Source organism: Kaistella sp. (assembly GCF_041824135.1).
Lineage (GTDB): Bacteria > Bacteroidota > Bacteroidia > Flavobacteriales > Weeksellaceae > Kaistella.
In genome coordinates, this window is record NZ_JBGZYM010000084.1 from 82979 (window position 1) to 106913 (window position 23935).

The following is a 23935-nucleotide window of genomic DNA, read 5'->3' on the forward strand; positions in this document are numbered from 1 at the left end:
TCTAGTAATAATTGTTAGACTAGTCTAACTTTTGTAAGTTTGAATTTGTAACAATTATTATTAGATATATGAAATGCAATAAATTTACTTTAATCAGTGCCGTTTTTCTTTTCCCGACGATGAATCTGCTTTATGCACAGGAGATAACAGATTCTCAAAATGAACTTAGTATCGATTTCAATTCAGCAGTTTCTTCTGACACCATCCGCGGTAGAATAAAAGATATCGATCAGGTCGTTATTACAGGAACCAGAACTCCAAAAAGAAAAACGGATTCGCCCGTGATCGTCAACTTGATCAACAGCAAAATACTGGATCAGGTCGTCGCTACAACTTTGTCTGAAGGATTGAAATATCAACCCGGCTTGCGGGTAGAAACAGATTGTCAAACCTGTAATTACACCCAGCTCAGAATTAATGGTTTGCAAGGAGGTTATTCTCAAATATTAATTAACAGTCGTCCGCTCTTCAGTCCCTTGATGGGTTTATATGGAATGGAACAAATACCAACCAATATGATCGATAGAATTGAAGTGGTTCGCGGAGGAGTTTCAGCTCTTTATGGATCGAGCGCTATTGGTGGAACAGTTAACGTCATTACTAAAATCCCCGACGGAAACAACTTCAGTTTCACCAATACTTTACAAAGCATCAAAGGAAAAACCACAGATAACATCATTACTGGAAACGCTTCCTTCGTGAATCCGGAAAGAAATCTAGGCGTCAGTCTGTTTGTTAATAATAGAAACAGAGAAATGTACGATGCGAATGGCGATAACTATTCAGAATTACCACAATTAAAAGACAACACATTTGGAGCAAATTTCTTTTTTAAACCAGCTAAAAATCATAAACTGGAATTAAGCTTTAGCAGTATTAACGAATACCGTTATGGTGGAGAAATGGTAGAAAAAGCTGCTTATTTAGCGAAACAATCCGAGGAAAGAACGCATAATATCTTGATGGGAAGTGCTGATTACTCCTTTAGTTTTAATGATAATAAAAATTCCTTAAGTGTTTATTACGGTGGGCAAAAGACCGATCGTCAACATTACACCGGCATTAATCCGGATGATCCCGATGAGCTGGCTGCATTTTTCGCCAATCCGCCTTACGGAGTTTCAGATGTAGTTACGCATCAGGGCGGCGTTCAGTTTAATAACAAATTTGAAAAGTTTTTAATAGGAAGTTCTACTTTAACGGCAGGTGCAGAATATGTTTATGATTACGTTTTTGATGAAATTCCAACCTACCGATATGAGATCGACCAAACTACCAGAAATTTCGGTGCCTACATTCAAAATGACTGGGATCTATCCGATGACGTCAATTTTCTGGCGGGTGCAAGGTTAGATAAACATAATATGGTCGATCACGCTATTTTCAGTCCAAGATTATCGCTCTTGTATAAAGGATTAACAAACACTCAGTTTCGAGCTGGTTGGGGAACTGGATTTAGAGCTCCACAAGCTTTTGATACCGATCTGCACATCGCTTTTGCCGGCGGTGGAGTTTCTAGAATTGGTCTCGCAGATGATCTGAAAGAAGAGCGATCCAACAGTTTTACAGGTTCTGTAAATTATGACAAAGCAACGGAGCATTTTATTGCAGGTTTTACGATCGAAGCTTTTTACACCAAATTAAAAGATGCGTTTTTTCAGTTTCCTTTGGGACAAGATGAATTCGGACAGATCTTTCAAAAAAGAAACGGTGATGAAGCTGTTGTTAAAGGAATAACCATTGAAGCCAGAGCCAATTTTGATTACGTAGTTACTTTAGATGCTGGATTTACTTTTCAGAAAAGTCAGTTCAGAACTTCTGTCGAAAATATTGCAGGTTTAGAAGCCAAACGAGAATTTTTGCGAACGCCTGATCATTATGGATATGCCACTATCACTTATAATCCGACAAAAAACTGGGCGATCACCGCCAACGGAGTTTTCACCGGCAGCATGTTGCTCGCTCACGTTGCAGGAGATGGAACCGGACAAAATGTTGACGAATATTTCAAGGCAAGCTCCTTTACAGACATCGGTATAAGAGCAGGTCATACTTTCAATATTCCAAAAATGAAATCTGGTATTGAAGTATTTGGCGGGATGAAAAATATTCTTGATGCCTATCAAAAAAACTTTGACACCGGCAAAAACCGTGATAGCAACTTTATATATGGGCCGAATATGCCAAGAACATTTTTTTTAGGACTACGATTAAAATCGATTTAAATTTTAAAACGTGAAGAGCAAGAGTTTACTTATTAGTATTTTATTATTGTACTTCTCAACTGCGATAAGCATTAACGGACAGTCCACGGAAAACATTAACTGGATCAGTTTTAATCAGCTCAATGATTCTCTGAAGGTTCATCCCAAAAAAGTATTTGTCAATTTCTACGCTGATTGGTGCGTGTACTGCAAAGAAATGGATCGTACCACTTTTCGAGATGATGAGGTAATTAAAAAACTCAATGAAAGTTATTACGCAGTAAAAATGAATATAGAAACGGATGAAAAAATCGTTTTTGGCGCCGAAACTTTCGTGAATAAGAGAACCAAAAGGGTGAATCCTATTCATGAGATTGCGCTCTTGTTAGCGAGTCGAAAAAATAAACCTTTTTCATTGCCTGCTTATATTGTATTTAACGAGAATTTTGAGGCAGAAGCAAGATATTTTCAATATTTAGACGTGCCGGCTTTCTTAAAGATTATTGAGTAATTTTTTTAAGTGTTAATTATTTAAGTTGATATTTAGAGGTCGGTACTTTTTGCATCATTTTATTTAAGCAGTTATGTTTGTTTAGGGCTAATTAAATAAACTCAACCTAAATTATTAAGATTAATTTAACTTTCATCCTTCGGGACTTGGTTTATTTTTTCCTAATTTTGAATCAATATAAATAAATAAAATTATGGCAAATATTACATTACATGACAATCCAGTAACTACAGTAGGCAACTTACCAGATGTAGGAAGCAACGTGAAAGATTTCAATTTGGTGAATGTTGAATTAAAACCGAAAAGCAATCAAGACTACGCTGGTAAAAAAATGATTTTCAATATTTTCCCAAGTATCGATACGGGAGTTTGTCAGGCTGCGGCGAGAAAATTTAATGAAGAAGCTGCTAAGCTCGATAATACCATTGTTCTCAACGTATCCAAAGATTTACCTTTTGCGTTGAATCGTTTTTGTGCCGCTGAGGGTTTAGATAACGTAGAAAGTTTATCAGATTACCGTGGGACTTTTGGAGATGATTATGGCGTAAAAATAGCAGATTCTCCGATGGAAGGATTGTTAAGTCGTGCTGTAATTGTAGCAGATGCAGATGGAAAAGTACTTTACACAGAACAAGTTCCAGAAATCGCACAAGAACCGAATTATGAAGCAGCTTTGAATGCTTTGAAATAATTTTTTTATTCAAAATAAAGATTGAACCTTGTCACAGATTTTATTCTTGACAAGGTTTTTTATTTTTAAATTTAAACTACTTACAATAATGAAACGTTCAGGATCGGCAGATTTACCGCTACATTACGGCTATGTTCCACAATGGCTGTATGAACGTATGTCTACACTTGGTCTTTCGGTGATTGAAGTAATGCTTAGCGATTACGGAAAAGATGAAGTCATTCGGCGCATGAGCGATCCTTTCTGGTTTCAGTGTTTTGGCGCAGTGATGGGAATGGACTGGCATTCTTCCGGGGTGACCACTTCTGTCATGGGCGCTTTAAAGAGAGCGATTAATCCAAATTCAAAAACACTCGGACTTTATATTGCAGGTGGAAAAGGAAAGCAATCCTTAGAAACGCCTCATGAACTTTTAAAAATTTCTGAAGGCACTGGCCTCAATGCAACCGAATTGATCCGAGCCAGTAGACTTTCAGCGAAAGTTGATAATACTGCTTTACAAGACGGTTACCAATTGTACACGCATAATTTCATGTTGACCGATGAAGGCAAATGGGCCGTCATTCAGCAGGGAATGAATGTGAAAGATAAAACCGCTCGACGCTACCATTGGCATTCCGAAAACTTAAAATCTTTTATTGAAGAACCACATACTGGGATTGAAGGAGTCAATCAGGGAAGAATTTTAAATCTCACTGCCCACGGTGCTAAAGAAAACCGATCCGGAATTTTAGAGATTTCGCACACCAATTCTGAAAAAATAATGTCGGATTTTGCCCGTTTAATTTTACCTGCGCATCACGATATTCAGGCATCTGACGTAAATTTGAAAAGATTAGGAGCTTTACTTCATATCACCAGGGAAACTCAACCAGAAAATTTCGAAGAATTGTTATTACTAAAAGGAGTTGGTCCAAGAACGTTGCAGAGTTTAGCATTGGTCAGCGAAGTAATTCATGGTGCACCGTCAAGATTTCAGGATCCTGCGAGGTTTGCTTTTGCACATGGCGGAAAAGACGGACATCCATTTCCTGTTCCTTTAAAAATTTATGATGAAACGATTTCAATTCTACAAAAAGGAATAGAAAAATCGAAACTCGGAAACGCAGATCAACTAAAATCGGTGGAGAAATTACACCGAATGATCGCAAAAGCTGAAGAAAACTTTCAACCTGATTTTGATATTAATAATGTCATAGAAGAAGAGCGTGCTAATTCGTGGAAATATGGTGGCAAGACTGTTTTCGGAGACGCTGAGAAACCAAAAAGTCAACAGGCTATTCAGCTATCTTTGTTTTAATTCCATTTTAAATAAATTTCTATAAAATAGAATGGATCACTTAGAATTAAATTAATACAGATGGTTCGGAATTTGCCTTCGAATCTCGAAAAAAGAATCAATTGCTCCAATTATTCTTCATCTACTAATTTAAATAAAAAAATATGGAACCTATCACACTTGAAATAACGATTTTAAAACCGATTACCAAAGTTTGGGAATTTTTTACGGATCCAGAACATATCACCCAATGGAATTTTGCTAATGATACCTGGACTTGCCCAAACGCTGAAAATGATCTACAAATCGGTGGAGCTTTCAATTATCGAATGGAAGCAAAAGACGAAAGCTTTGGATTTGATTTCAAAGGGATCTACGATGAGGTCGCGCCGTTCGAAAAAATAAAATACCATTTGGATGACGGTCGAAAAGTGAAAGTTCTTTTTGAAAGAATTGATGAAACTACCACAAAAGTAACTGAGATTTTCGAGCCAGATTTAGAGCAACCAGCAGAAATGCAACGGGAAGGTTGGTATTCGATTCTCGATAATTTTCACAAACATGTGGAGAACAATTAGGGTGCATTTAAAAGCTCATTAGGATTTTAAAAATTATTCCGTATTTTTATAAAAAATAAACTATATGGAGCCCATAACTATTAACATTACGATTCTAAAACCCATTCAAAAAGTATGGGATTATTTTTATAATCCGAAGCATATTGTAAAGTGGAATTATACCACCCCGAATTGGCATTGCCCAAAAGCAGAAATTGATTTCCGCGAAGGTGGGTCTTTTGATTATCGCTTAGAATTTAAAGATAAAAGTTTCGGTTATAATTTTTCTGGTGACATTCTGGAAATTAAAGATAAAGAATACGTAAGAAGCACTTTAACAGATGGCAGAACCATTGAAGTGATCTTTAAAAAAGTCGACGAAAATACCACTGAGGTTATACAGGTTTTTGAACCCGAAGAACAGTATTCCAGGGAAATGCAACGTACAGGTTGGTATGCGATTTTAGACCGCTTTCATAAATATGTAGAGAATAATTAAATTTCAATTTTCACATTTAGTATTACTCATTTCCTAGCATTTTTACAAGATGAACAATAATATATTTCCATGTCTTTGGTTTAATGGCGACGGTAAAGAAGCAGCTGATTTTTACTGCGAAATTTTTAACGGAAAAATTACGGCAGATACACCAGTTGTACTCAATATCAAATTGTTCGGTCAGAAATTAATGTTTCTAAATGCCGGACCACAATTTGAGAAAAACGCCTCTATTTCATTTACCATCTTATGCGAATCAGAAGATGAGGTTCAGCAATACTGGAATAATCTGATAAAGAATGGAATCATTTTAATGGATTTAGCTGAATATCCATGGTCCAAAAAATACGGTTGGGTTCGCGATCAATTCGGCGTAACATGGCAAATTTATTTAGGTGAAAGCAAGGGCGACCAAAGAATCATTCCTACCTTAATGTTTATTCATCAAAATAATGGTCAAGCCAAAAAAGCAATAGAATTTTACACGTCCATTTTCCCCAATTCTAAAGTAGGCGGAATTTTAAAATATGGTGAAGGAGTCGGAAACGAAAATCATGAAATTTCTGAAAATATACAGCACGCAGATTTCGAGATTGATCATTATACCATGTTCTGTATGGATAATTCCCACGATCATCAATTCGATTTTAATGAAGGTATTTCAATGGTAGTGATGACCGATGATCAAATTCAAACCGATCACCTGTGGAACTCACTACTTTTAGATGGAGGACGAGAATCAATGTGCGGTTGGCTTAAAGATCAGTTTGGCGTCAGTTGGCAAATTGTTCCTAAACGATTATTAGAATTAATGAATGATTTCGATCAACCTCAGAAAGCCCAGAAAGTGGTAGAAGCCATGATGGGAATGCAGAAAATTGTAATTGCAGATTTAGAACACGCTTATAATTCTTGAAAATTAGTAAAAAACAAAACATGATACTTTTACATTATCAAATACAAATTGATGCTCCCGCTGAAAAAGTTTGGGAAGTTCTGTTTACGCAGGATTCAAATAAGCGCTGGCCTTCGGCATTAAATGAAAATACTTATTTTGAAGGGAATTGGGAACAAGGAAGTACGATGAGGTTTCTGGATCAAGAAAATAACGGAATGTATAATTTTGTGGTGAAAAACAGCCATGGAAGTGTGTTGGCTATGAAACATCTAGGTTGGATTTTAGATGGAGAATTTAGTCCACAGGATTGGGAAGATTCTACAGTAACCTATATTTTAGAGCCTAATGAAAACGGAACTATGTTACACGCAAAAGTAAATTCTCTGGATGAATTTGTAGATTTCTTCAATTCTAAATATCCGCAGAATTTCGAAAAAGTAAAAATACTTTCCGAAAAATCCTAATTAAAATTTAAAAGTATGGAAACTAAAAATTACGAAATTCACATCAACGCACCCATTCAAAAAGTTTGGGATTTGCTGTGGCACCCGGAAACATATTCCATCTGGACTCAGTTTTTTATGCCTGGTTCTCAATTGAAATCAGACTGGGAAATTGGTGGGAAAACCTATTTTATTGACAAAGCTGGAGATGGAATGTTATCTACCATTGAAAGTTTAAACGAGCCTCATGAAGTTGTTTTTAGACATTTGGGAACCGTGAAGGATGGAGTAGAAGATATTGAAAGTAAAGAAGTTAAAGAATGGAGTGGAGCAGAAGAAAAATACTTCCTACGCGCCATCGATGAAAATACGACAGAAGTTCGCGCCATAACGCACGTCAATGGTGATCATGAAGAATATATGAATAATGGCTTCAATCAAGGTTTTGCAATGCTTAAAAGTCTGGCAGAAAATTAATGAAACTATTATCGATCATTGGCATCACATTTATCCTGTCATTAATTGCTACGCGATTATTTGAAGGTTTTTGGAACTTTTTATTCTCTGGAAATTTAGCTTTGGCGGTTTTTGTGATCTTCACCGGTGTTGCACATTTTAAATATCAGAAAGGAATGGCGATGATGATTCCTGATTTTTTTCCAGCAAAAATGTTTTTAGTTTACTTCACTGGAATATTAGAAATAGCGGCCGGAATAGGTTTGATGATTCCTTCCATTCGAGAAATTACAGCCCTATTATTAATTTTGTTTTTCATTATCATATTTTTCGCCAATATCAATTCTTCTAAAAAACGAATCAATCTATTTAAAGGAGATTTCACCGGTCCTGGCCTCGGTTATCTTTATAAAGAACGACTTCCAATGCAGATCATTCTCATTGCTTGGACTTGGTTTTTCGGCATTTATTTAGCGTGATATTAAAGACTAAAAACTTTTAATTTCTTACTTTTGCCTTTCAAACTGCGCAGCCTTGACTGGCTTTCTCGATTCGAATGAAAAATTATTATTATTTTCTCGGTGTTAAAGAAAATGCTTCTGAAGAAGACATCAAAAAAGCGTACCGTAAACTTTCCTTAAAGTACCATCCCGACAAAAATCCAGACGATGATTTTTTCGAATTTCGTTTTATGGAGATCAAGGAAGCGTATGAAATGTTGATTGATGCTGAGAAACGAAGAATCTACGATGACAATTTGAGCCACCAGCAACGAAGCTACCGACCCAATCTTCCGCCTACCATTAAGTCTTTCTCCGTGAATAAAATACGGGTTCAGAAAGGAGAAGAAGTTATTATTACCTGGCAAACGCAGAATGCTGATATTGTAAAAGTCTTACCGTTTGGCTTGCAGAAAGGATATGGAGAAAAAGTTATTCGGATTACAGAGTTTCAGGATGGAAAGTTTCAACTGCTCCTGCATGTGACCAATTCTCTTTTAAATAAAACAATTGTTCAGGGGCTTACGATTACAGAGATCTTCGACAATAAAAGTGAAGAGTTTAGAAGTGAGGTAGAAGATTTATTCAAACCTGAAAAACCAACGATGAACAATCCAACCGGAATGTCTAGAGGTACGAGAATTTTTCTGTTCTTTCTTTTTATTGCGATTGTAATTTTCGCAATATTTCAGAACAGCTAAGAGGTAATTTAATCAGGAATATTAGACCATTTTTAGTCGGCCTGGACATTTTTTACAACGTTTTCCTTTCTTAAATTTTTTACAGCAATTTTTTTTACCACAAGATAGTTCCTCTTTGATTTCACTAAAGGGCATCAGCGGCGGTACTTTAAAAGGGATAATCTGACCATTCATCTTGCAAAGATAAATTTAATTTAGAATAAATCAAAATAAGGATGTTAAATTTTATTAAAGTTGTAGCAGTGAGCATTTTGAAGTGGCAGTATTCTTTTGAGTGCACTAAATAATGAGTTATCGAAGTAGTCTATCATCATAATTAAATGAGATTTATCAATTGCGGTACTGCGCAAAAATTTGTATTTTTACTGACCTTTATTTTAGAAATAAATCTAGTAAATATATATGAATACCACACAATTTGTTAATCGCCACATTTCTATGAATGAAGCCGATACACAGGCAATGTTAGAGAAAGTAGGCGTTGCGAGTATGGAAGAACTAATTGGTCAAACCATTCCAGATTCTATTCGGTTAAAGCAAGAACTCAACATTTCAGACCCACTTTCGGAGCAGGAAATGTTAGCTCATTCAAAAGAATTGGCTGCAAAAAATTTAATGTTCGATAACTATATCGGTTTCGGATATCACAACACTGTTTTACCAAGTGTCATCCAACGTAATATTTTGGAAAATCCTTCCTGGTACACCGCTTACACACCTTACCAGGCAGAAATTGCACAAGGAAGATTAGAAGCACTTTTAAATTTTCAAACGGTAGTTTGCGATTTAACTGGATTTAAACTGGCGAATGCTTCACTTTTAGATGAATCTACTGCGGCTGCTGAAGCGATGCACATGTTCTTTGAAAGCCGGACTAAAGTACAGAAGAAAGCGGGAGCGCAAAAATTCTTCGTTTCAGATTTAGTGTTTCCTCAAACTGTTGCTGTTTTAAAAACGAAAGCGGAAGGTTTAGGAATCGATGTGATTGTTGGAAATCATAAAACACATCAGTTTAACGATTCTTATTTTGGCGTTCTTTTACAATATCCAGGAAAAAACGGAATCGTTTTAGACTATTCTGAAAATATTCAATATTATAAAGAATTTGATTTACAGGTTGTTGTAGCTTGTGATCCAATGGCTTTGGTGAAACTGAAATCACCAGCAGACATGGGTGCAGACTGTGCCGTGGGAACTACGCAGCGATTCGGAATTCCCATGGGTTACGGTGGTCCTCATGCAGCATTCTTTTCTTGTAAAGACGAATACAAACGTGATCTTCCAGGTAGAATTATCGGAGTTTCTCAAGATGCTTACGGAAAGCGTGCGCTAAGAATGGCGCTTCAAACCAGAGAGCAGCATATCAAAAGAGAAAAAGCAACTTCAAATATCTGTACCGCACAAGTGCTTCTCGCCGTTATGGCTGGAATGTACGCTGTATATCACGGACCAAAAGGTTTGAATTTTATCGCTGATCAAATTCATTTTAAAGCGTTGGGCTTGCATGAAGGTTTGAAAATTTTAGGTTACGATATTGTTGAAGAACCTATTTTCGATACAGTGAAATTTAGAATTCATGAAGATGATAAAAACAGATTGATGCGCACCATGCGTGACCAGAAAGTCAATCTGAATTATTTTTCCGAAGGAATCGTGAGTATTGCACTTAATGAATCATCAACAACCGCTAAAGTTCAATATTTATTTGATGCTTTCGCTGGCTTTTTAGATAAACAAAGTTTTAAATTAATCTTTAAAGAAGAAGTTCAAATTCCACAGGAGTTTTTGAGAACTGATGAAATTCTGAAAGAAGAAGTTTTCAACAGATACCATACAGAAACCGAGTTGATGCGCTATATCAAACGTTTGGAAAGAAAAGATCTATCTCTTACCCATTCGATGATTTCGCTAGGTTCTTGTACCATGAAGCTAAATGCTGCAACCCAAATGTTGCCGTTATCCTGGGCAGAATGGGGAAGTGTACATCCATTTGTACCGACGGAACAAGCTGGTGGTTACCAAGCGCTCATCAAGGAATTAGAAAAAGACTTATCAGAAATTACTGGATTTGCCGGAACTTCTTTACAGCCCAATTCTGGTGCTCAAGGAGAATATGCTGGTTTAATGGTCATTCGCCAGTATCATAAATCACGTGGCGAAGGTCACCGTAATATCGCTTTAATTCCACAATCTGCACACGGGACGAATCCTGCTTCTGCGGTACTTGCCGGAATGAAAGTGGTTGTTGTAAAAAACATCGAAACGGGTGAAATTGATTTCGAAGATTTAAAAGCAAAAGCAGAGTTGCACAGTGATAATCTTGCTGCGGTAATGATTACTTATCCGTCAACGTACGGTTTCTTTGATGACAACATTATCGAAATTACTGATTTGATTCACCAGCATGGTGGGCAAATTTATATGGACGGTGCGAATATGAACGCTCAAGTTGGCTACACTTCTCCTGGAAATATTGGAGCAGATGTTTGTCACTTGAATCTGCATAAAACTTTTGCGATTCCACATGGTGGTGGTGGACCTGGCGTTGGTCCGATCTGTGTTGCAGAACATTTGGTAAAATTCTTACCAAGCAATCCCAATATTAAGATCGGAACGAAGGAATCCATTGATGCCATTTCTGGAGCGCCGTACGGTTCTTCTTTGGTGTTAAATATTTCTTACGCTTACATTAAAATGCTCGGAACTTCTGGTTTGAAGAAAGCCACTGAATACGCAATTCTTAATGCCAATTATTTGAAAGAGGTTTTGGGAGAACATTTTCCAGTATTGTACTCGAACAACAAAGGACGTGTTGCTCACGAATGTATCATCGATTTCCGACAGTTTAAGCCACTGGGAATTGAAGTTGCTGATGTTGCAAAACGTTTGATGGATTACGGTTACCATGCTCCGACAGTAAGTTTCCCCGTTGCTGGTACTTTAATGATCGAGCCAACTGAATCGGAAAGTAAAGCAGAATTAGACCGTTTCGCTGAAGCATTAATTTCTATTAAGAGAGAGATCGATGAAATCGCTGAAGGTAAATATGATACGGCCAATAACGTTTTGAAAAATGCGCCACATACGCAAGAAGTTGTTATCTCTGACGATTGGGACCGACCATACAGCCGCGAAAAAGCAGCTTACCCTTTAGATTGGGTTCGCGATAATAAATTCTTTGCGTCCGTTTCTCGTGTTGACGAGGCATATGGCGACAGAAATCTTATTTGTACTTGCGCACCAATTGAAAGTTATATCTAATCAAAAAAACATAAAAATAGAGATCCTGAAGTTCAACTTCAGGATTTTTTTTGGACTTGTTATAATTTTGTTATAACTTTGATAAAATCATTTTATGAAAACGAAGCTTAGAAAAATAGGAAATTCTTCTGGAATTATATTGAGCAAAAGAATTTTGGAGCAACTCGATATTGAAGAAAATGATGAATTAAAGTTAGCAGTAAAAGACGGCAAAATTTTAATCGAAAAAGTCTCAGAAGGTAGAGCGAACTGGAAAGAGCAATTTTTACAGGCGGGATCTGTGACAGATCATGATCTCGAAATGACGTTTTCTAATCAATTTGATGAAGAAGAATGGACATGGTAAAAAGATTTGAAATTTATTTTGTAGAGTTCGATCCTACAAAAGGTTCTGAAATTAACAAAACCAGACCCGGCGTAGTTCTTTCACCTGATGAAATGAATGATGCTTTAAATACAGTGATCATCGCACCTTTAACATCTACTCTAAAAAACTATCCTTCCAGAATAAATTGTACCGTAAAAAATAAGGATGGTCAAATCGCATTAGATCAAATTCGGTGCGTTGATAAATCCCGACTTAAAAATAGATTAGCGAAACTATCACAAAAAGAACAGAATGACGTTCTTGAAGTATTGCAAAAAATGTTTTCAAAGTAATTCACAACATTACTCATTACTTATTATTCATTGCTCATTAATCTTCCTCACATCCCAAATTCCACCGTATACTTTTTATCAAATTTCCATTTGCCATTGACAAATTCTGCAGATAAAGTTCCGTCGCCGCTTTGATCTGAGAAATCAGTAAAATAAACTTCAGGATATCCTTTGTACATTTTCATTTTGCTGTATTTTCCAGGGAAAAAGTGGTCAAGGACATCCTCTTTTATAGGAGCTTTTTCCGTTGTGTTGTACATCAAGACTTTAATATTTTTTGGATTAATGGCTTGAAAATAATCACAGTCTGTCAGAATTTCTGTGAACGAATATTTGGTAACCGCTTTCGGATGGTCAACCAGTGTTTCATACATCGCTGTGTATTTATCTGTTCCAGATTTAAATTTCGGATTTGGATCGGTGAAGTCAGCAATTCCATCATCATCTGTGTCAGCAGAATTAGGATTCAGTCCAATAAATTTTTCAAATAGATCATTGAAACCATCTTTATCACTGTCTTTTTTAATTTCGTCTAAATTGATGACAAACTGAACGCCATTTTTAATCACTTCATATTTCGGCAACATAGGAACGCGCGATAATCGTTGAATGTCAACTAAAGTTCCGTTCATTACAAATTGATTGTTGTCTAAAAACTTTTGGTCTTTTTTATAAATGTCCGCAATGTAAATGTTTTGCGTTAGTCCTAAAAAGTAAGGTCTAAAATCGCTGCTGCTTTTTTCAATAATCCACAAACCGTATTTGTTTTTTGCCAATGCATAATTTTCTTGAATCGATAAATAACTGAATTCCGGTAAAGCGGAGATCCATTCGCCAAACTTTTTTTGATATTCTGGTGACTTGAAATAGTTTTTTTCTTTCTCCTGCAGATCTTCCGTTATTTTTAAATCGTAGTTGAATGCTGTAAAGTCGCTCACTTCTTTCATTTGAATAGGTGCGGGTAGATTTTTAAGAATTTCAGCGTGCGTAAGCTTTGCGACAGGTTTTGTAATATGATCGTAATTGGCGCCTTCATTCAGTATAAAGCATTGCTGTTCTGTGCTTTCTTCAGCTTTTTCATCGGACTTGTCACTTTTATTACAAGACAAAATAAATAAGGGCAACAGTAAAAAATAAACTTTCATATCAAAAACTTTTATTAGTTAAATTTAAGACTTATTTTTGGTATCGTATTATGATATTAAACAGTCTATTTACCCATCAACGCACCGGAAATCATCCGGCAACCTCTGCCTCAAGAACGGATTTTCAAAGAGATTTTGACCGCATTATTTTTTCCGCCTCTTTTCGAAGATTACAGAATAAAACCCAGGTTTTTCCTCTTCCGGGAAGTGTCTTTGTGCACAACCGATTGACCCATTCTCTGGAGGTTTCTTCCGTAGGTAGAAGTTTGGGATCTGCAATGGGAGATTTTATCTTTAATAATTTTAAAGGTGATTTGGATGACAACGCGCAGAATTTCTATCAACATAATTTACACAACGTGATTGCGGCGGCTTGCCTTTGTCATGATGTCGGGAATCCGGCTTTCGGACATTCTGGTGAAGATGCCATTGCCAGTTATTTTGAAAAAAATGAAAAGGATTTAAAAGGAAAATTTAATGAAAAGGAATGGGCCGATCTGGTGAATTTCGAAGGGAATGCCAATGCCATCAGAGTTTTGACCCATCAGCAAACAGGAAAAGATGAAGGTGGAACTCAGTTAACTTATACGACTTTGGCGAGCATTGCAAAATATCCGTGTGAAGCGATTGCGAAAAAAAAAGGGGTAATTCATCGCAAGAAGTTCGGCTTCTTTCAAAATGAAAAAGAAACCTTTCTAAATATTGCAAAATCAGTTGATTTAAAACAGGAAAGTGAGGACCCGACGATTTTTAAAAGGCATCCATTTGTTTGGTTGGTAGAAGCGGCAGATGACATTTGCTACAATATCATTGATATGGAAGATGCGCATCGGTTGGGGATTGTTTCTACTTCAGACTGTGAGAATTTATTTCTTGAACTCATTAAATCTGAGGATGGCAATGCCAAAAGAGTAGAAGATAAATTGGCTATTTTGACTAACGCGAACGAACGAATTTCTTATCTGAGAGCGAAAGTAATTAATGCCTTGATCAATAAATCAATCCAAATTTACCAGGATTGTTTTATCGATATTTTAGATGGAACTTTAGATAAAGCACTTCTCGACATTTTCAAAATTGATAATCCATCTTTACAGGAGATTGAAAACTTTTCGATTGATAAAATTTACAATCATAAAAATGTAATTGAGATTGAAAATGCAGGTTATAATGTGATGTATGAATTATTAGATCATTTTATTCCCTCCATTTTAACAAGCAAAGAGGAGCGTAAATCTTATGATAAAATGGCGTTGAAACTTTTGCCAAAACAATTTCTTTATGAAGACGGAAGTGATTACCAAAAAGTTCTTGGCGTGATCGACTTTGTCTCCGGAATGACCGATAATTTTGCTACCGATCTTTACCGAAAAATCAAAGGAATTGATATCGGAATGACCATGTAAATTAGGTAAATTTTAATTATCTTTATCCGAAATCAAAATGATTTAATTAAAACCAAAAAAATTAGACTAATGACTTATTTAGGATTTATTATCTTTTTCGCTTTAGTAGTTCTGTTCGCTTCCTTCTTTACGGTGAAGCAAGCAACAGCAGCAATTGTAGAGCGATTAGGAAAATTTCATGTGGTACGCCAATCAGGTTTGCATTTAAAAATTCCGTTCATCGATCAGGTTGCTAAAAGAATGAACTTAAGAATTCAGCAATTAGATGTAATTATTGATACAAAAACTTTGGATAACGTGTTTATCAGAATGAAAGTTTCTGTTCAGTATCAGGTTATTGCTTCGCAAGTTGCCGATTCATTTTACCGATTAGAAAATCCGGAAAACCAGATTACCTCTTATGTATTTGATGTGGTAAGAGCGGAAGTTCCAAAGTTAAAACTGGATGATGTTTTCGTAAGAAAAGATGACGTTGCAATTGCTGTAAAAGGAGAACTTCAGGAAGCGATGCAAAGTTACGGTTACGACATCATCAAAGCTTTGGTAACGGATATCGATCCAGACGAACAGGTGAAACATGCAATGAACAGAATTAATGCGGCGGAACGTGAAAAAACTGCTGCAGAATACGAATCTGAAGCACAGAAAATTAGAATTGTAGCCGTTGCGAAAGCAGAAGCAGAATCTAAAAAATTGCAAGGTCAAGGTATTGCAGATCAGCGTAGAGAAATCGCTGCCGGTTTAGTTGAATCTGTAAAAATGTTGAATGAGGCGAATATTAATGCGCAGGAAGCTTCTGCCTTAATTGTAGTAACTCAGCATTATGACACGTTACAGGCAATTGGTTCTACCAATAAGAGCAGTTTGGTATTATTACCAAATTCACCAAATTCGGCAAGTACTTTATTGAATGATCTAATGGTTTCAATGGCTGCAAGCCAGCAATTGGAGCATATTAAAGAATAAATAGTTAATTAATTATTTTCACGACAAAGCCAACTTCATAGTTGGCTTTTTTATTTAGTGTATCTCAACTAGTTATTTCTCATTTATTTTTCTGAAAACAAGTTATTTATTCAAAAAAAAGAATATTTTTGATAAAAAAATTATATGAAAAAAATTAACTTTCTAGGCTTAATCGCTATGCTTTCTGTTATGGTATCTTGTGTGTCAAATGTGCCCATGAATTCAGAGTATTTTCAAAAACCTTCTAAAGTTGGCATCCTGGTGAACTTTACCGAACCACAAAAATTTAGAGAAGGATCTCAAGGATTATTGGATCTTGCCGTAACTTCTGGAGATAAATACCAGCCTCTTTTAGATGTAGCTAAAAAAGAAATCGACCGTAAAGAGGAGTTGATAGCAATTTACGCTGAAACTTTAAAAGCCAAAGGAAAAGAAGTGGTTATAATTGATGAAAACTTCGATTACAAAACAGCTGCAAAATTTAAAGGTGATAAAGCAGAAGGTAAAAAATATGGAACCTACGATATGCGTTACCTTAAAGAAAAATATAATGTAGATGATGTTGTCTTTGTCAATGTAAATTGGGGCGTCATCATTAGTTATTATAGTATGGTTGAAACTGGCAGAGCTGGTTACGCGCTTATTTCTAATCGTGTGATTAATTTGAATGATAACTCTTTGTATTTTTCTAATGACAATCCTCAGGCGGTTGTAATCAAAGGAAAATGGAATACGCCACCCAACTTTGACAATGCAAAAAGCAAAATTGAAGAAGCCTTAAATAAAGCGGTTGAGGTTGAGAAAACTATTTTCAAATAATAAATCTCGTTCCAAATAATAGAAAAGCCCGAATTTAATCGGGATTTTTTTAGTTTAAACGGGTAGTGCTAATTTTTGAGTAATTTGGTAACCTTAATGGTAGAGCCATCTTTCACTTTTACCATGTATGCTCCTTTGATTAAAGAAGAAATATCGTATTGCTCTGCAACTTTAAATTCTTTGACCATTTTTCCACTCATATCATATAAAGAAATAGTAGTTTTTGATTTATCTGTTTCACTCGGCAAAGCCAGTTTAAAATAATCAACAGTTGGGTTAGGATAAACACGAACTCGGTTATCCATTTGTCTGGTTTCTACAGTACCCAACGCTACTGCGGTATAAGTGATGATAAATGGCATATCAATCGTAAAATCTGGTGCAGTAGCAGGATTTCCCGCGTCAATAATTGGTACCCAACCCGTTACAGCTCCGTGATATTGAACTGCATTAAAAGTTGGCAATCCTCTGCTTCACGGAATGGTAACAGAAGGGGCAAATCCTGGATTCATCGCTGCATCTGCAAATTGATATTTTATCCAGTACGTTCCAGGATTCAAGGTGGTGATCACATTTGCTTTTATATTCCAAATCTTTCGCGTAGTTCCAGGAACGGTTCCAGGAGCCGGTACGGAGGAATTAAAAATTCGATACATTTGAGAATCAGTACCAGATACAAAACGATTGGAAGTGTCGTCACCAAAAACACTTATACTCGCCGGATTCGATGGTATTCCATTAAAAATATTGACTCTAACAATATCAAAAGGTGGAGTCGCTCCAGTGTAACCGGTTCTATATATATAAAACTGCATTTCGGTTATGTTCCACTGTTCACCTGCTGGAACTACAAAATCATCTGCTACAAAAAACGCTGTAGTTGTAGCGGCTGCTGCAATTCCCGCATTGGAGTTTGATTCTGTTGTGTTCCCGTTTCGTTTTGAACTTCCGACCAGGTATTGCTCGCTGGTGCTGCGACGCTACTGTTACTAGTAGCTCCTGTGCTTAGTGCACCGTTGTTGTAGGTTTGCGATTGGGCAAGTTGCATGCTAATTAAAGCAATCGCAGAGAATAGAAGTTTTTTCATGATAAAAGTTTTTAATTGTGTTAAGGTAAATTTACAATAACTATAAATGAATATTGTTAATAATTAAATTTTATAACTTATTTAATAGTTTTATTGTAATCATCTATCATTTTTAATATTAATATGATTTTTATGAATAATCTTTAAATCAGGTGTTGAAGAATGAATTAGGGAAAGTAGTACGTCGGTCGGCTTAATGTAATTTCCTTAAGTAAGTATAAAAAGTCATCAAACATTTAAACAGGTGAAATGGAATTTCATTTTCAACATTTTTAGTTATTTTTGCAATACTTATGATCAACAGCGACCAAATAAAAGACGTTCAAGCCAGAATTGGCGAATTGTATAAATATTTACAAATCGAACGCAAGCAAATTGAAATTTCTAACGACGAAGAAAAAACCGTCTCTCCTGAATTTTGGGATAATCCGAAAGCAGCTGAAATTTTTATGAAGCAACTCCGGTCCAAGAAAAAATGGGTCAACGATTACGAGGAAATTTTTGCACGTTTTGAAGATATTCAGGTTTTAATGGATTTTGCCAAAGAAGATCCAGATTCTGAGAAAGAACTGAACGAATCTTTCCCAGTGCTTCTACAAAAGATTGAAGATTTAGAATTTAAAAATATGCTTTCTAATGAAGGCGATGAACTTTCTGCGGTATTGCAGATCACAGCTGGAGCAGGTGGTACAGAAAGTTGCGATTGGGCGTCAATGCTCATGAGAATGTACACCATGTGGGCCGATAACCAAGGTTATAAAATACGTGAACTGAATTACCAGGACGGTGAGGTTGCTGGAATTAAAACAGTGACTTTAGAAATTGACGGTGAATTTGCGTTCGGGTATTTGCGCGGTGAAAATGGCGTCCACCGTTTGGTGAGAATTTCGCCTTTTGATTCCAACGCAAAAAGACACACCAGTTTTGTCTCGGTTTATGTGTATCCGCTGGTTGATGATACCATTGAAATTAATATTAATCCAGCTGATATCTCTTTTGAAACCATGCGTTCCAGTGGAGCAGGTGGGCAAAACGTGAATAAAGTAGAAACCGCAGTTCGATTGCGTCACGCGCCAACTGGAATTATTATCGAAAACTCCGAATCCCGTTCACAGCTTCAAAATAAGGAGAAAGCAATGCAATTGTTGCGCTCCCGATTATATGAAATGGAACTCGAAGAACGTATGAAAGCCAGAACTGAGATCGAAGCCGGAAAGATGAAAATCGAGTGGGGAAGTCAGATCCGGAATTACGTGATGCATCCGTATAAATTGGTGAAAGACGTTCGGTCTGGCCATGAAACTTCGGACGTTGATGGCGTAATGAATGGAGATTTAACACCGTTTCTAAAAGCCTTCCTAATGGCGGATGGAACTGCAGTTTCTGAAGACGATTTTACACTTTAAATTATATTGAAAGTTTTAAGATTTAAAATAATATTAAAATTTTGAAAGAAACAATCACTCAATTTTTCAATAACTATGGTTTGTTTAGTCCGTTGGATTTTACGGATCCGGTTACTTATTTTGTTCCCGGATTTATCCTTTTGATTTTGGGTGAAACATTTTTGTATCAAATTCCTCAGAAATTATTCACCAAAAAACTCGTAAAAGATGAACTTTCCAGCGTTGGATTAGGTTTAGGCGCCATGTTTTTGGATTTTGGAATGAAGGCTATTTCGCTTTCCTATTTTTTCTGGATTTACAATCATCTCAGATTGACCAATATTTTTGGAATTGAAAATTTTTCAGAATTTTTCACTTTAAAATGGCAGCTCGAACACTGGTGGTTATGGATTTTGGTTTTGATCGTTCAGGATTTTGGCTTTTATTGGCACCATCGTTTGAGTCATAAAATTCGGCTTCTTTGGACGGGACATGTTAACCATCACTCTGCGACGCACCTCAGTTTTGCGATTGCTCTGCGACAAGGTTGGTTCGAAATTGTCTACCGTGATATTTGGTATATTCCTTTTGTTTTGGTCGGTTTTCATCCGATTATGATTGTGATGATGCATCAGATTAATTTAATTTATCAGTTTTGGCCGCATACCAATGCGATTGGAAAACTCGGGTGGTTCGATAAAATTTTCAATTCACCGTCAAATCATCGCGTTCATCACTCTCGGAAAATTGAAGATTTAGACAAAAATTATGGTGGAATATTGATGGTGTGGGATCATCTATTTGGAACTTATAAATCTGAAGATCAAAAAATTGAAGAGTACGGAATTCTGCGTAACATTCAAACGCACAATGTTTTTCATATCGTTTTCGATGAATTTGGAAATTTAGTAAGAGATGTGAAATCTGCGCCTGATTTTCGCGCGAAACTGAACTATATTTTCAAAGCTCCTGGTTGGAATCACACCGGAAAAGATGAGCGGATCGCCACCTTGCAAAAGAATTCAAATTAAATATATGTTAAATCATCTTAAATAATTTTCATTACCGATTTTAATAAAGTATTTTTGTTTTTTTTAGAAAATATATGGAAAACTTTGAAAGTTGGAAGGATCTTTTAAATCCTGAATTTTATATACAGATGGGCGGTTTTTGGCTGATCTTGTTCATTATCTTCGCAGAAACTGGTTTATTCGTAGGATTTTTCCTGCCAGGTGACAGTTTACTTTTTGTATCCGGAATTTATGCCGTAGAAATTATTAAAGAAACTTTCGGGTCTACGGGAAGTGATTTATTAGACACCACTATTTTAGCAACGTCTGTCGCAATCGCTGCCGTGATCGGCAACGAAATCGGTTACTGGTTTGGTTTAAAAGCAGGTCCTGCTTTATATAAAAGAGAAGATTCATTCCTTTTCAAAAAGAAATATCTTTTCCAGGCACATGATTTTTTCGAAGAACATGGTGCGTTGGCTGTAATCATGGCGAGATTCTTACCAATCGTAAGAACTTTCACCCCAATTGTAGCTGGAATCGTGAAAATGGATAAGGGTCGATTTTTTATCGACAATGTGATCGGTGCTTTCCTGTGGTCATTCTCTTTAATTTTCGCCGGACATTATTTAGATGCATTATTTAAAACTCAATTTGATATTGATTTGAAATCGCATTTAGAAATGATCATCATTATTATCGTATTGATTACAACCGTTCCAATTATCGCTAAATTCTTCTTCGGAAAAAAGAAAGAGGTTGTTGATGATGAAATTGATACGCACGGATAAAAATATCTTCACATAAATTAAAACAGCATTCTTTTCGGAATGCTGTTTTTTTTGTTTTAAGGTTGTAGGTCAAATAATTTCGTTTGCTGGAAATGATAAGCAAAATTATTTGGTATGACTTTTAAGTCGCTCAATAAGCATGGTGATAATTCTTCTATTATAATCTTTACTTTGAGTCGCATAAACTGCAATCTCGTCGATTGTAAATAGACCAATCGTAATGCCGATAAAGGTGTTTTTAAGAACCATGTCTTTCTGAAGACTTTGTTCGATAAAAGTTCTCTTCTTCGCTCCAGACAACGTTTCATAATCTGATTTTTGACGCATTGCGTAACTTTCAAATAAAGCCACATAAAGGTCGTTTTGTAATTTCAAAATCGGTCTTAAAGTTTGGTTTTGAAAGTTTTCTACTTCGGTACTTTCTTCTGAAATTGGAATATCTAAAGTTGGTCTTAGGTCTAATTTGTTAATCATTGGTATTTTTGGACTAAGTTGTTTTTAACAGTGTAAATTTAAGTGATTTTCTCTTAAATTGATAAGCAATTCTCGCATAGGAATTAATACTTAAATGCAATTTTAATATCACTTTTAATGAAAGTTTTTTGAGCTTGTTAGAATGGTAGTGATATTTATTCCTTATACATTTCCGTAAATAGAGTGTTGAGCGATTCTGAATAAGTAGGATGTGAAAATATGGTTGTCGATAAATATTTAGCAGGAATTTTACCGTGCATCGCCATTTGGATGACCGAAGCAATTTCTCCACCTTCGCTGCAGACAATGCTCGCACCTAAAATTAATCCAGTTTCTTTATCTACAATCGCTTTCCAAAGTCCTTGCGGCTCACCTGTTTCAATACCTCGCGTAATTCTTTTGCCTTCAATTTTTATCACTTTAAAATTCAAGCCTTTTTTTATTGCCTGATCTTCAGATAAACCGCCCCTTCCTAATTGTGGATCCGTAAACATGGTATACGGAACAATTCTGCCTTTTGTAGATGCGTTTCCTTTGTGTAAAAGATTGGTTTGAAGGATCACGAAATCGTTATAGGCAATATGGGTAAATTGCGGACCGCCATTAATATCACCTAAAGCATAAATTCCTTCGATATTCGTTTCCAGTTTTTTATTTACTTTTATATATCCTTTTTTGTCCAGTTTTATTCCGGCAGCTTTTACATTGAGACCATCAGCATTGGATTCCCGTCCAGTTGCAACCAAAAGATGAGTTCCGGAAATAGACGTTTTTTTATCATCTGTACTGTAAGTTACCTTGACTTCTTTACCGGCTTTTTCTACCATCTGAACGGAACAATTCAGTAAGAAATGAAGTCCGTCCGCTTCCAAAAGCTCTTGCAATGATTCAGCAATATCCTGATCTTCGCCAGACATAATTTGTGCAGCGGTTTCAATGATCGTTACGTCACTGCCGAATCGACTGTACATTTGTCCAAGTTCCAATCCGATATAACCCGCACCGATTACAATTAATTTTTCCGGTATTTCTTCAAGAGCAAGAATTCCACTGGAGTCATACCATTTTACTTCATCCAAACCTTTAATTTTTGGCACCGCTGGACGGGCACCTGCATCAATAAATATATAAGGTGCGGTAAACTCTTGTGTCGTACCATCTTTCTTTTTAACAATCACTTTTTTCTTGCTGCTAAAAGAAGCAGTTCCATAGACAAGCTCCAGGTTTTCTGCAGTAGCAGTCCGTTTCAGCACACCTTCTTTAGAATCATCAACAATTTTATCTTTTCTTTTTTGAGTCGTTCCAAAATCTATTTTAAGATCAGAAACTGAAATTCCGTGTTTTTCTGCGGTATTAATAGCGTGCATTACTTTCGCGGAAGCTATTAACGTTTTTGTCGGGGTGCAGCCAACGTTCAAACAAGATCCGCCGAGCTCCACTTCAGACTTTTCAATCATAACCGTTTTCCAGCCTGCTTCTGACAGTTTTTCCGAAAGCGGTTTGGCGGCTTGTCCGGACCCAATTATAATTGCATCTTTTTTGATCATTGGTCTATTTTTAAATTTGTTTTGAAATTATGGTTGAAGTAACTGAGTTCGTTAGTCCAATTTGAAGACCAACCAATATACAGAATTTAAAAATGTTATCGTGTAAATTGAAACGCTTTGAGCTACTCAATTGATTTTAAACAAAGTAGAGGGTGTTTTTGATAAACATTTTTAACATCAGAAGGAAAAATTTTAAAATTAATACAGAAATATTTACATCACTTTAATTCTTTATCGTAATATTGCAATATAGAAATAACAATATGGGAGCGAGTAAAACAGAACACTTTACAGAAGATCAAAATGAAATGGCAAAGATTGCAAAAGCGTTGTCACATCCGGCCAGAATTGCGATTCTGGAACATCTTTTAAAAGTCAATGAATGTATTTGTGGCGATATCGTTTCCGAACTTCCGTTGGCACAACCAACCGTTTCTCAACATTTGAAAGAAATGAAAAACGCTGGAATCATCAAAGGAACGATCGACGGCAATTCTGTTTGCTATTGTGCGGACGAGAAGACCATCGAAAAACTTCATCTTTATTTCAAAGAAATTTCAACAAAGTTGTCCAACAGAAGCTCGTGTTGTTAATTATAGAAAAATATCCAATCATTTATTACCCAACACCCAACACCTAACACCC

At 36.1% G+C, this 23935-nt stretch carries 27 protein-coding genes; 21 read left to right on the top strand and 6 right to left on the bottom strand.

Annotation, left to right across the window (positions count from 1 at the left end; genetic code table 11):
- The first annotated feature begins 68 nt into the window (after positions 1–68).
- From ACEYOS_RS10300 to ACEYOS_RS10365, 14 genes are all read left to right on the top strand, one after another.
- Entirely contained in the window at positions 69–2225 is a 2157-nt protein-coding gene (locus ACEYOS_RS10300; protein ID WP_373710051.1) for a TonB-dependent receptor plug domain-containing protein, read from the top strand.
- 10 nt (positions 2226–2235) lie between these two features.
- Positions 2236–2715 carry a thioredoxin family protein gene (locus ACEYOS_RS10305; protein ID WP_373710052.1) on the top strand — a complete coding sequence of 160 codons (480 nt, stop codon included), beginning with the start codon at positions 2236–2238 and terminating at the stop codon, positions 2713–2715.
- A 193-nt stretch (positions 2716–2908) separates the two neighbouring features.
- Complete coding sequence (gene tpx, locus ACEYOS_RS10310) at positions 2909–3406, top strand: thiol peroxidase (protein WP_373710053.1); 498 nt, start codon at positions 2909–2911, stop codon at positions 3404–3406.
- An 88-nt stretch (positions 3407–3494) separates the two neighbouring features.
- Positions 3495–4706 carry a DUF763 domain-containing protein gene (locus ACEYOS_RS10315; protein WP_373710054.1) on the top strand — a complete coding sequence of 404 codons (1212 nt, stop codon included), beginning with the start codon at positions 3495–3497 and terminating at the stop codon, positions 4704–4706.
- A 143-nt stretch (positions 4707–4849) separates the two neighbouring features.
- The gene (locus tag ACEYOS_RS10320; protein ID WP_373710055.1) at positions 4850–5263 is read left to right on the top strand and encodes an SRPBCC domain-containing protein; all 414 of its coding nucleotides are present in this window, start codon (positions 4850–4852) and stop codon (positions 5261–5263) included.
- A 64-nt stretch (positions 5264–5327) separates the two neighbouring features.
- Entirely contained in the window at positions 5328–5741 is a 414-nt protein-coding gene (locus ACEYOS_RS10325; protein ID WP_373710056.1) for an SRPBCC domain-containing protein, read from the top strand.
- A gap of 49 nt (positions 5742–5790) precedes the next feature.
- Complete coding sequence (locus ACEYOS_RS10330) at positions 5791–6657, top strand: VOC family protein (protein WP_373710057.1); 867 nt, start codon at positions 5791–5793, stop codon at positions 6655–6657.
- Between the two features lie 20 nt (positions 6658–6677).
- Positions 6678–7103, top strand: coding sequence for an SRPBCC domain-containing protein (locus ACEYOS_RS10335; RefSeq protein WP_373710058.1), 426 nt, complete (start codon positions 6678–6680; stop codon positions 7101–7103).
- Positions 7104–7118: 15 nt separating this feature from the next.
- The gene (locus ACEYOS_RS10340) at positions 7119–7559 is read left to right on the top strand and encodes an SRPBCC domain-containing protein (protein WP_373709270.1); all 441 of its coding nucleotides are present in this window, start codon (positions 7119–7121) and stop codon (positions 7557–7559) included.
- Positions 7559–8017, top strand: a complete 459-nt coding sequence (locus ACEYOS_RS10345) for a DoxX family protein (RefSeq protein WP_373709269.1) — start codon at positions 7559–7561, stop codon at positions 8015–8017. The genes ACEYOS_RS10340 and ACEYOS_RS10345 overlap by 1 nt, the downstream gene beginning before the upstream one ends.
- A 77-nt stretch (positions 8018–8094) precedes the next feature.
- On the top strand, positions 8095–8739 hold the full coding sequence (locus tag ACEYOS_RS10350) for a DnaJ domain-containing protein (RefSeq protein WP_373709268.1): 645 nt from the start codon (positions 8095–8097) through the stop codon (positions 8737–8739).
- Positions 8740–9141: 402 nt separating this feature from the next.
- Positions 9142–12000, top strand: a complete 2859-nt coding sequence (gene gcvP, locus ACEYOS_RS10355; protein WP_373709267.1) for an aminomethyl-transferring glycine dehydrogenase — start codon at positions 9142–9144, stop codon at positions 11998–12000.
- 94 nt (positions 12001–12094) lie between these two features.
- Positions 12095–12346: an AbrB/MazE/SpoVT family DNA-binding domain-containing protein gene (locus tag ACEYOS_RS10360; RefSeq protein WP_373709266.1), complete on the top strand. Its 252-nt coding sequence runs from the start codon at positions 12095–12097 to the stop codon at positions 12344–12346.
- On the top strand, positions 12340–12660 hold the full coding sequence (locus ACEYOS_RS10365; RefSeq protein WP_373709265.1) for a type II toxin-antitoxin system PemK/MazF family toxin: 321 nt from the start codon (positions 12340–12342) through the stop codon (positions 12658–12660). The genes ACEYOS_RS10360 and ACEYOS_RS10365 overlap by 7 nt, the downstream gene beginning before the upstream one ends.
- 47 nt (positions 12661–12707) lie before the next feature.
- On the opposite strand, the gene ACEYOS_RS10370 is transcribed toward ACEYOS_RS10365, so the two are convergent.
- A complete protein-coding gene (locus tag ACEYOS_RS10370) occupies positions 12708–13805 on the bottom strand; it encodes a hypothetical protein (protein WP_373709264.1) in 1098 nt (365 codons plus the stop codon).
- 50 nt (positions 13806–13855) lie between these two features.
- On the opposite strand from ACEYOS_RS10370, the gene dgt reads away from it, so the two are divergent.
- The 3 genes from dgt (at position 13856) to ACEYOS_RS10385 (ending at position 16996) form a co-directional block, all read left to right on the top strand.
- The gene (dgt, locus tag ACEYOS_RS10375; RefSeq protein ID WP_373709263.1) at positions 13856–15211 is read left to right on the top strand and encodes a dGTP triphosphohydrolase; all 1356 of its coding nucleotides are present in this window, start codon (positions 13856–13858) and stop codon (positions 15209–15211) included.
- Positions 15212–15280: 69 nt separating this feature from the next.
- On the top strand, positions 15281–16177 hold the full coding sequence (locus ACEYOS_RS10380) for an SPFH domain-containing protein (protein WP_373709262.1): 897 nt from the start codon (positions 15281–15283) through the stop codon (positions 16175–16177).
- A 144-nt stretch (positions 16178–16321) separates the two neighbouring features.
- Complete coding sequence (locus tag ACEYOS_RS10385; protein ID WP_373709261.1) at positions 16322–16996, top strand: hypothetical protein; 675 nt, start codon at positions 16322–16324, stop codon at positions 16994–16996.
- A gap of 68 nt (positions 16997–17064) precedes the next feature.
- Here the strand turns inward: ACEYOS_RS10385 and ACEYOS_RS10390 are convergent, their stop codons facing one another.
- The 3 genes from ACEYOS_RS10390 to ACEYOS_RS10400 are packed head-to-tail and all read right to left on the bottom strand — an operon-like array spanning position 17065 to position 18083.
- On the bottom strand, positions 17065–17460 hold the full coding sequence (locus tag ACEYOS_RS10390; protein WP_373709260.1) for a T9SS type A sorting domain-containing protein: 396 nt from the start codon (positions 17458–17460) through the stop codon (positions 17065–17067).
- Between the two features lie 9 nt (positions 17461–17469).
- Positions 17470–17811 carry a hypothetical protein gene (locus ACEYOS_RS10395; RefSeq protein WP_373709259.1) on the bottom strand — a complete coding sequence of 114 codons (342 nt, stop codon included), beginning with the start codon at positions 17809–17811 and terminating at the stop codon, positions 17470–17472.
- Between the two features lie 47 nt (positions 17812–17858).
- On the bottom strand, positions 17859–18083 hold the full coding sequence (locus ACEYOS_RS10400; RefSeq protein ID WP_373709258.1) for a hypothetical protein: 225 nt from the start codon (positions 18081–18083) through the stop codon (positions 17859–17861).
- 293 nt (positions 18084–18376) lie between these two features.
- Between ACEYOS_RS10400 and prfB the strand changes: the two genes are divergently transcribed.
- The 3 genes from prfB (at position 18377) to ACEYOS_RS10415 (ending at position 21269) form a co-directional block, all read left to right on the top strand.
- Entirely contained in the window at positions 18377–19489 is a 1113-nt protein-coding gene (gene prfB, locus ACEYOS_RS10405; RefSeq protein ID WP_373709257.1) for a peptide chain release factor 2, read from the top strand.
- A gap of 41 nt (positions 19490–19530) precedes the next feature.
- Positions 19531–20499, top strand: coding sequence for a sterol desaturase family protein (locus tag ACEYOS_RS10410; protein ID WP_373709256.1), 969 nt, complete (start codon positions 19531–19533; stop codon positions 20497–20499).
- A 74-nt stretch (positions 20500–20573) separates the two neighbouring features.
- Positions 20574–21269: a DedA family protein gene (locus tag ACEYOS_RS10415; protein ID WP_373709255.1), complete on the top strand. Its 696-nt coding sequence runs from the start codon at positions 20574–20576 to the stop codon at positions 21267–21269.
- A gap of 105 nt (positions 21270–21374) precedes the next feature.
- On the opposite strand, the gene ACEYOS_RS10420 is transcribed toward ACEYOS_RS10415, so the two are convergent.
- Together ACEYOS_RS10420 and ACEYOS_RS10425 are read right to left on the bottom strand one after the other, a co-directional pair.
- Positions 21375–21743 carry a glyoxalase gene (locus tag ACEYOS_RS10420; RefSeq protein ID WP_373709254.1) on the bottom strand — a complete coding sequence of 123 codons (369 nt, stop codon included), beginning with the start codon at positions 21741–21743 and terminating at the stop codon, positions 21375–21377.
- Between the two features lie 155 nt (positions 21744–21898).
- A complete protein-coding gene (locus ACEYOS_RS10425; RefSeq protein ID WP_373709253.1) occupies positions 21899–23290 on the bottom strand; it encodes a mercuric reductase in 1392 nt (463 codons plus the stop codon).
- A 263-nt stretch (positions 23291–23553) separates the two neighbouring features.
- Between ACEYOS_RS10425 and ACEYOS_RS10430 the strand changes: the two genes are divergently transcribed.
- Positions 23554–23883, top strand: coding sequence for an ArsR/SmtB family transcription factor (locus tag ACEYOS_RS10430; protein ID WP_373709252.1), 330 nt, complete (start codon positions 23554–23556; stop codon positions 23881–23883).
- Positions 23884–23935 lie beyond the last annotated feature (52 nt).

Excerpts from the sequence above, each read along its gene's own strand:
- ACEYOS_RS10325 (WP_373710056.1), top strand. The coding sequence starts at position 5,328 with ATGGAGCCCATAACTATTAACATTACGATTCTAAAACCCATTCAAAAA.
- ACEYOS_RS10360 (WP_373709266.1), top strand. The coding sequence starts at position 12,095 with ATGAAAACGAAGCTTAGAAAAATAGGAAATTCTTCTGGAATTATATTG.
- ACEYOS_RS10340 (WP_373709270.1), top strand. The coding sequence starts at position 7,119 with ATGGAAACTAAAAATTACGAAATTCACATCAACGCACCCATTCAAAAA.
- ACEYOS_RS10335 (WP_373710058.1), top strand. The coding sequence starts at position 6,678 with ATGATACTTTTACATTATCAAATACAAATTGATGCTCCCGCTGAAAAA.
- prfB (WP_373709257.1), top strand. The coding sequence starts at position 18,377 with ATGATCAACAGCGACCAAATAAAAGACGTTCAAGCCAGAATTGGCGAA.
- ACEYOS_RS10385 (WP_373709261.1), top strand. The coding sequence starts at position 16,322 with ATGAAAAAAATTAACTTTCTAGGCTTAATCGCTATGCTTTCTGTTATG.
- ACEYOS_RS10300 (WP_373710051.1), top strand. The coding sequence starts at position 69 with ATGAAATGCAATAAATTTACTTTAATCAGTGCCGTTTTTCTTTTCCCG.
- ACEYOS_RS10315 (WP_373710054.1), top strand. The coding sequence starts at position 3,495 with ATGAAACGTTCAGGATCGGCAGATTTACCGCTACATTACGGCTATGTT.
- ACEYOS_RS10430 (WP_373709252.1), top strand. The coding sequence starts at position 23,554 with ATGGGAGCGAGTAAAACAGAACACTTTACAGAAGATCAAAATGAAATG.
- ACEYOS_RS10395 (WP_373709259.1), bottom strand. The coding sequence starts at position 17,811 with ATGCAGTTTTATATATATAGAACCGGTTACACTGGAGCGACTCCACCT.
- ACEYOS_RS10370 (WP_373709264.1), bottom strand. The coding sequence starts at position 13,805 with ATGAAAGTTTATTTTTTACTGTTGCCCTTATTTATTTTGTCTTGTAAT.
- gcvP (WP_373709267.1), top strand. The coding sequence starts at position 9,142 with ATGAATACCACACAATTTGTTAATCGCCACATTTCTATGAATGAAGCC.
- ACEYOS_RS10380 (WP_373709262.1), top strand. The coding sequence starts at position 15,281 with ATGACTTATTTAGGATTTATTATCTTTTTCGCTTTAGTAGTTCTGTTC.
- ACEYOS_RS10345 (WP_373709269.1), top strand. The coding sequence starts at position 7,559 with ATGAAACTATTATCGATCATTGGCATCACATTTATCCTGTCATTAATT.
- ACEYOS_RS10350 (WP_373709268.1), top strand. The coding sequence starts at position 8,095 with ATGAAAAATTATTATTATTTTCTCGGTGTTAAAGAAAATGCTTCTGAA.
- ACEYOS_RS10400 (WP_373709258.1), bottom strand. The coding sequence starts at position 18,083 with ATGAAAAAACTTCTATTCTCTGCGATTGCTTTAATTAGCATGCAACTT.
- ACEYOS_RS10330 (WP_373710057.1), top strand. The coding sequence starts at position 5,791 with ATGAACAATAATATATTTCCATGTCTTTGGTTTAATGGCGACGGTAAA.
- tpx (WP_373710053.1), top strand. The coding sequence starts at position 2,909 with ATGGCAAATATTACATTACATGACAATCCAGTAACTACAGTAGGCAAC.
- dgt (WP_373709263.1), top strand. The coding sequence starts at position 13,856 with ATGATATTAAACAGTCTATTTACCCATCAACGCACCGGAAATCATCCG.
- ACEYOS_RS10420 (WP_373709254.1), bottom strand. The coding sequence starts at position 21,743 with ATGATTAACAAATTAGACCTAAGACCAACTTTAGATATTCCAATTTCA.
- ACEYOS_RS10320 (WP_373710055.1), top strand. The coding sequence starts at position 4,850 with ATGGAACCTATCACACTTGAAATAACGATTTTAAAACCGATTACCAAA.
- ACEYOS_RS10415 (WP_373709255.1), top strand. The coding sequence starts at position 20,574 with ATGGAAAACTTTGAAAGTTGGAAGGATCTTTTAAATCCTGAATTTTAT.
- ACEYOS_RS10425 (WP_373709253.1), bottom strand. The coding sequence starts at position 23,290 with ATGATCAAAAAAGATGCAATTATAATTGGGTCCGGACAAGCCGCCAAA.
- ACEYOS_RS10365 (WP_373709265.1), top strand. The coding sequence starts at position 12,340 with ATGGTAAAAAGATTTGAAATTTATTTTGTAGAGTTCGATCCTACAAAA.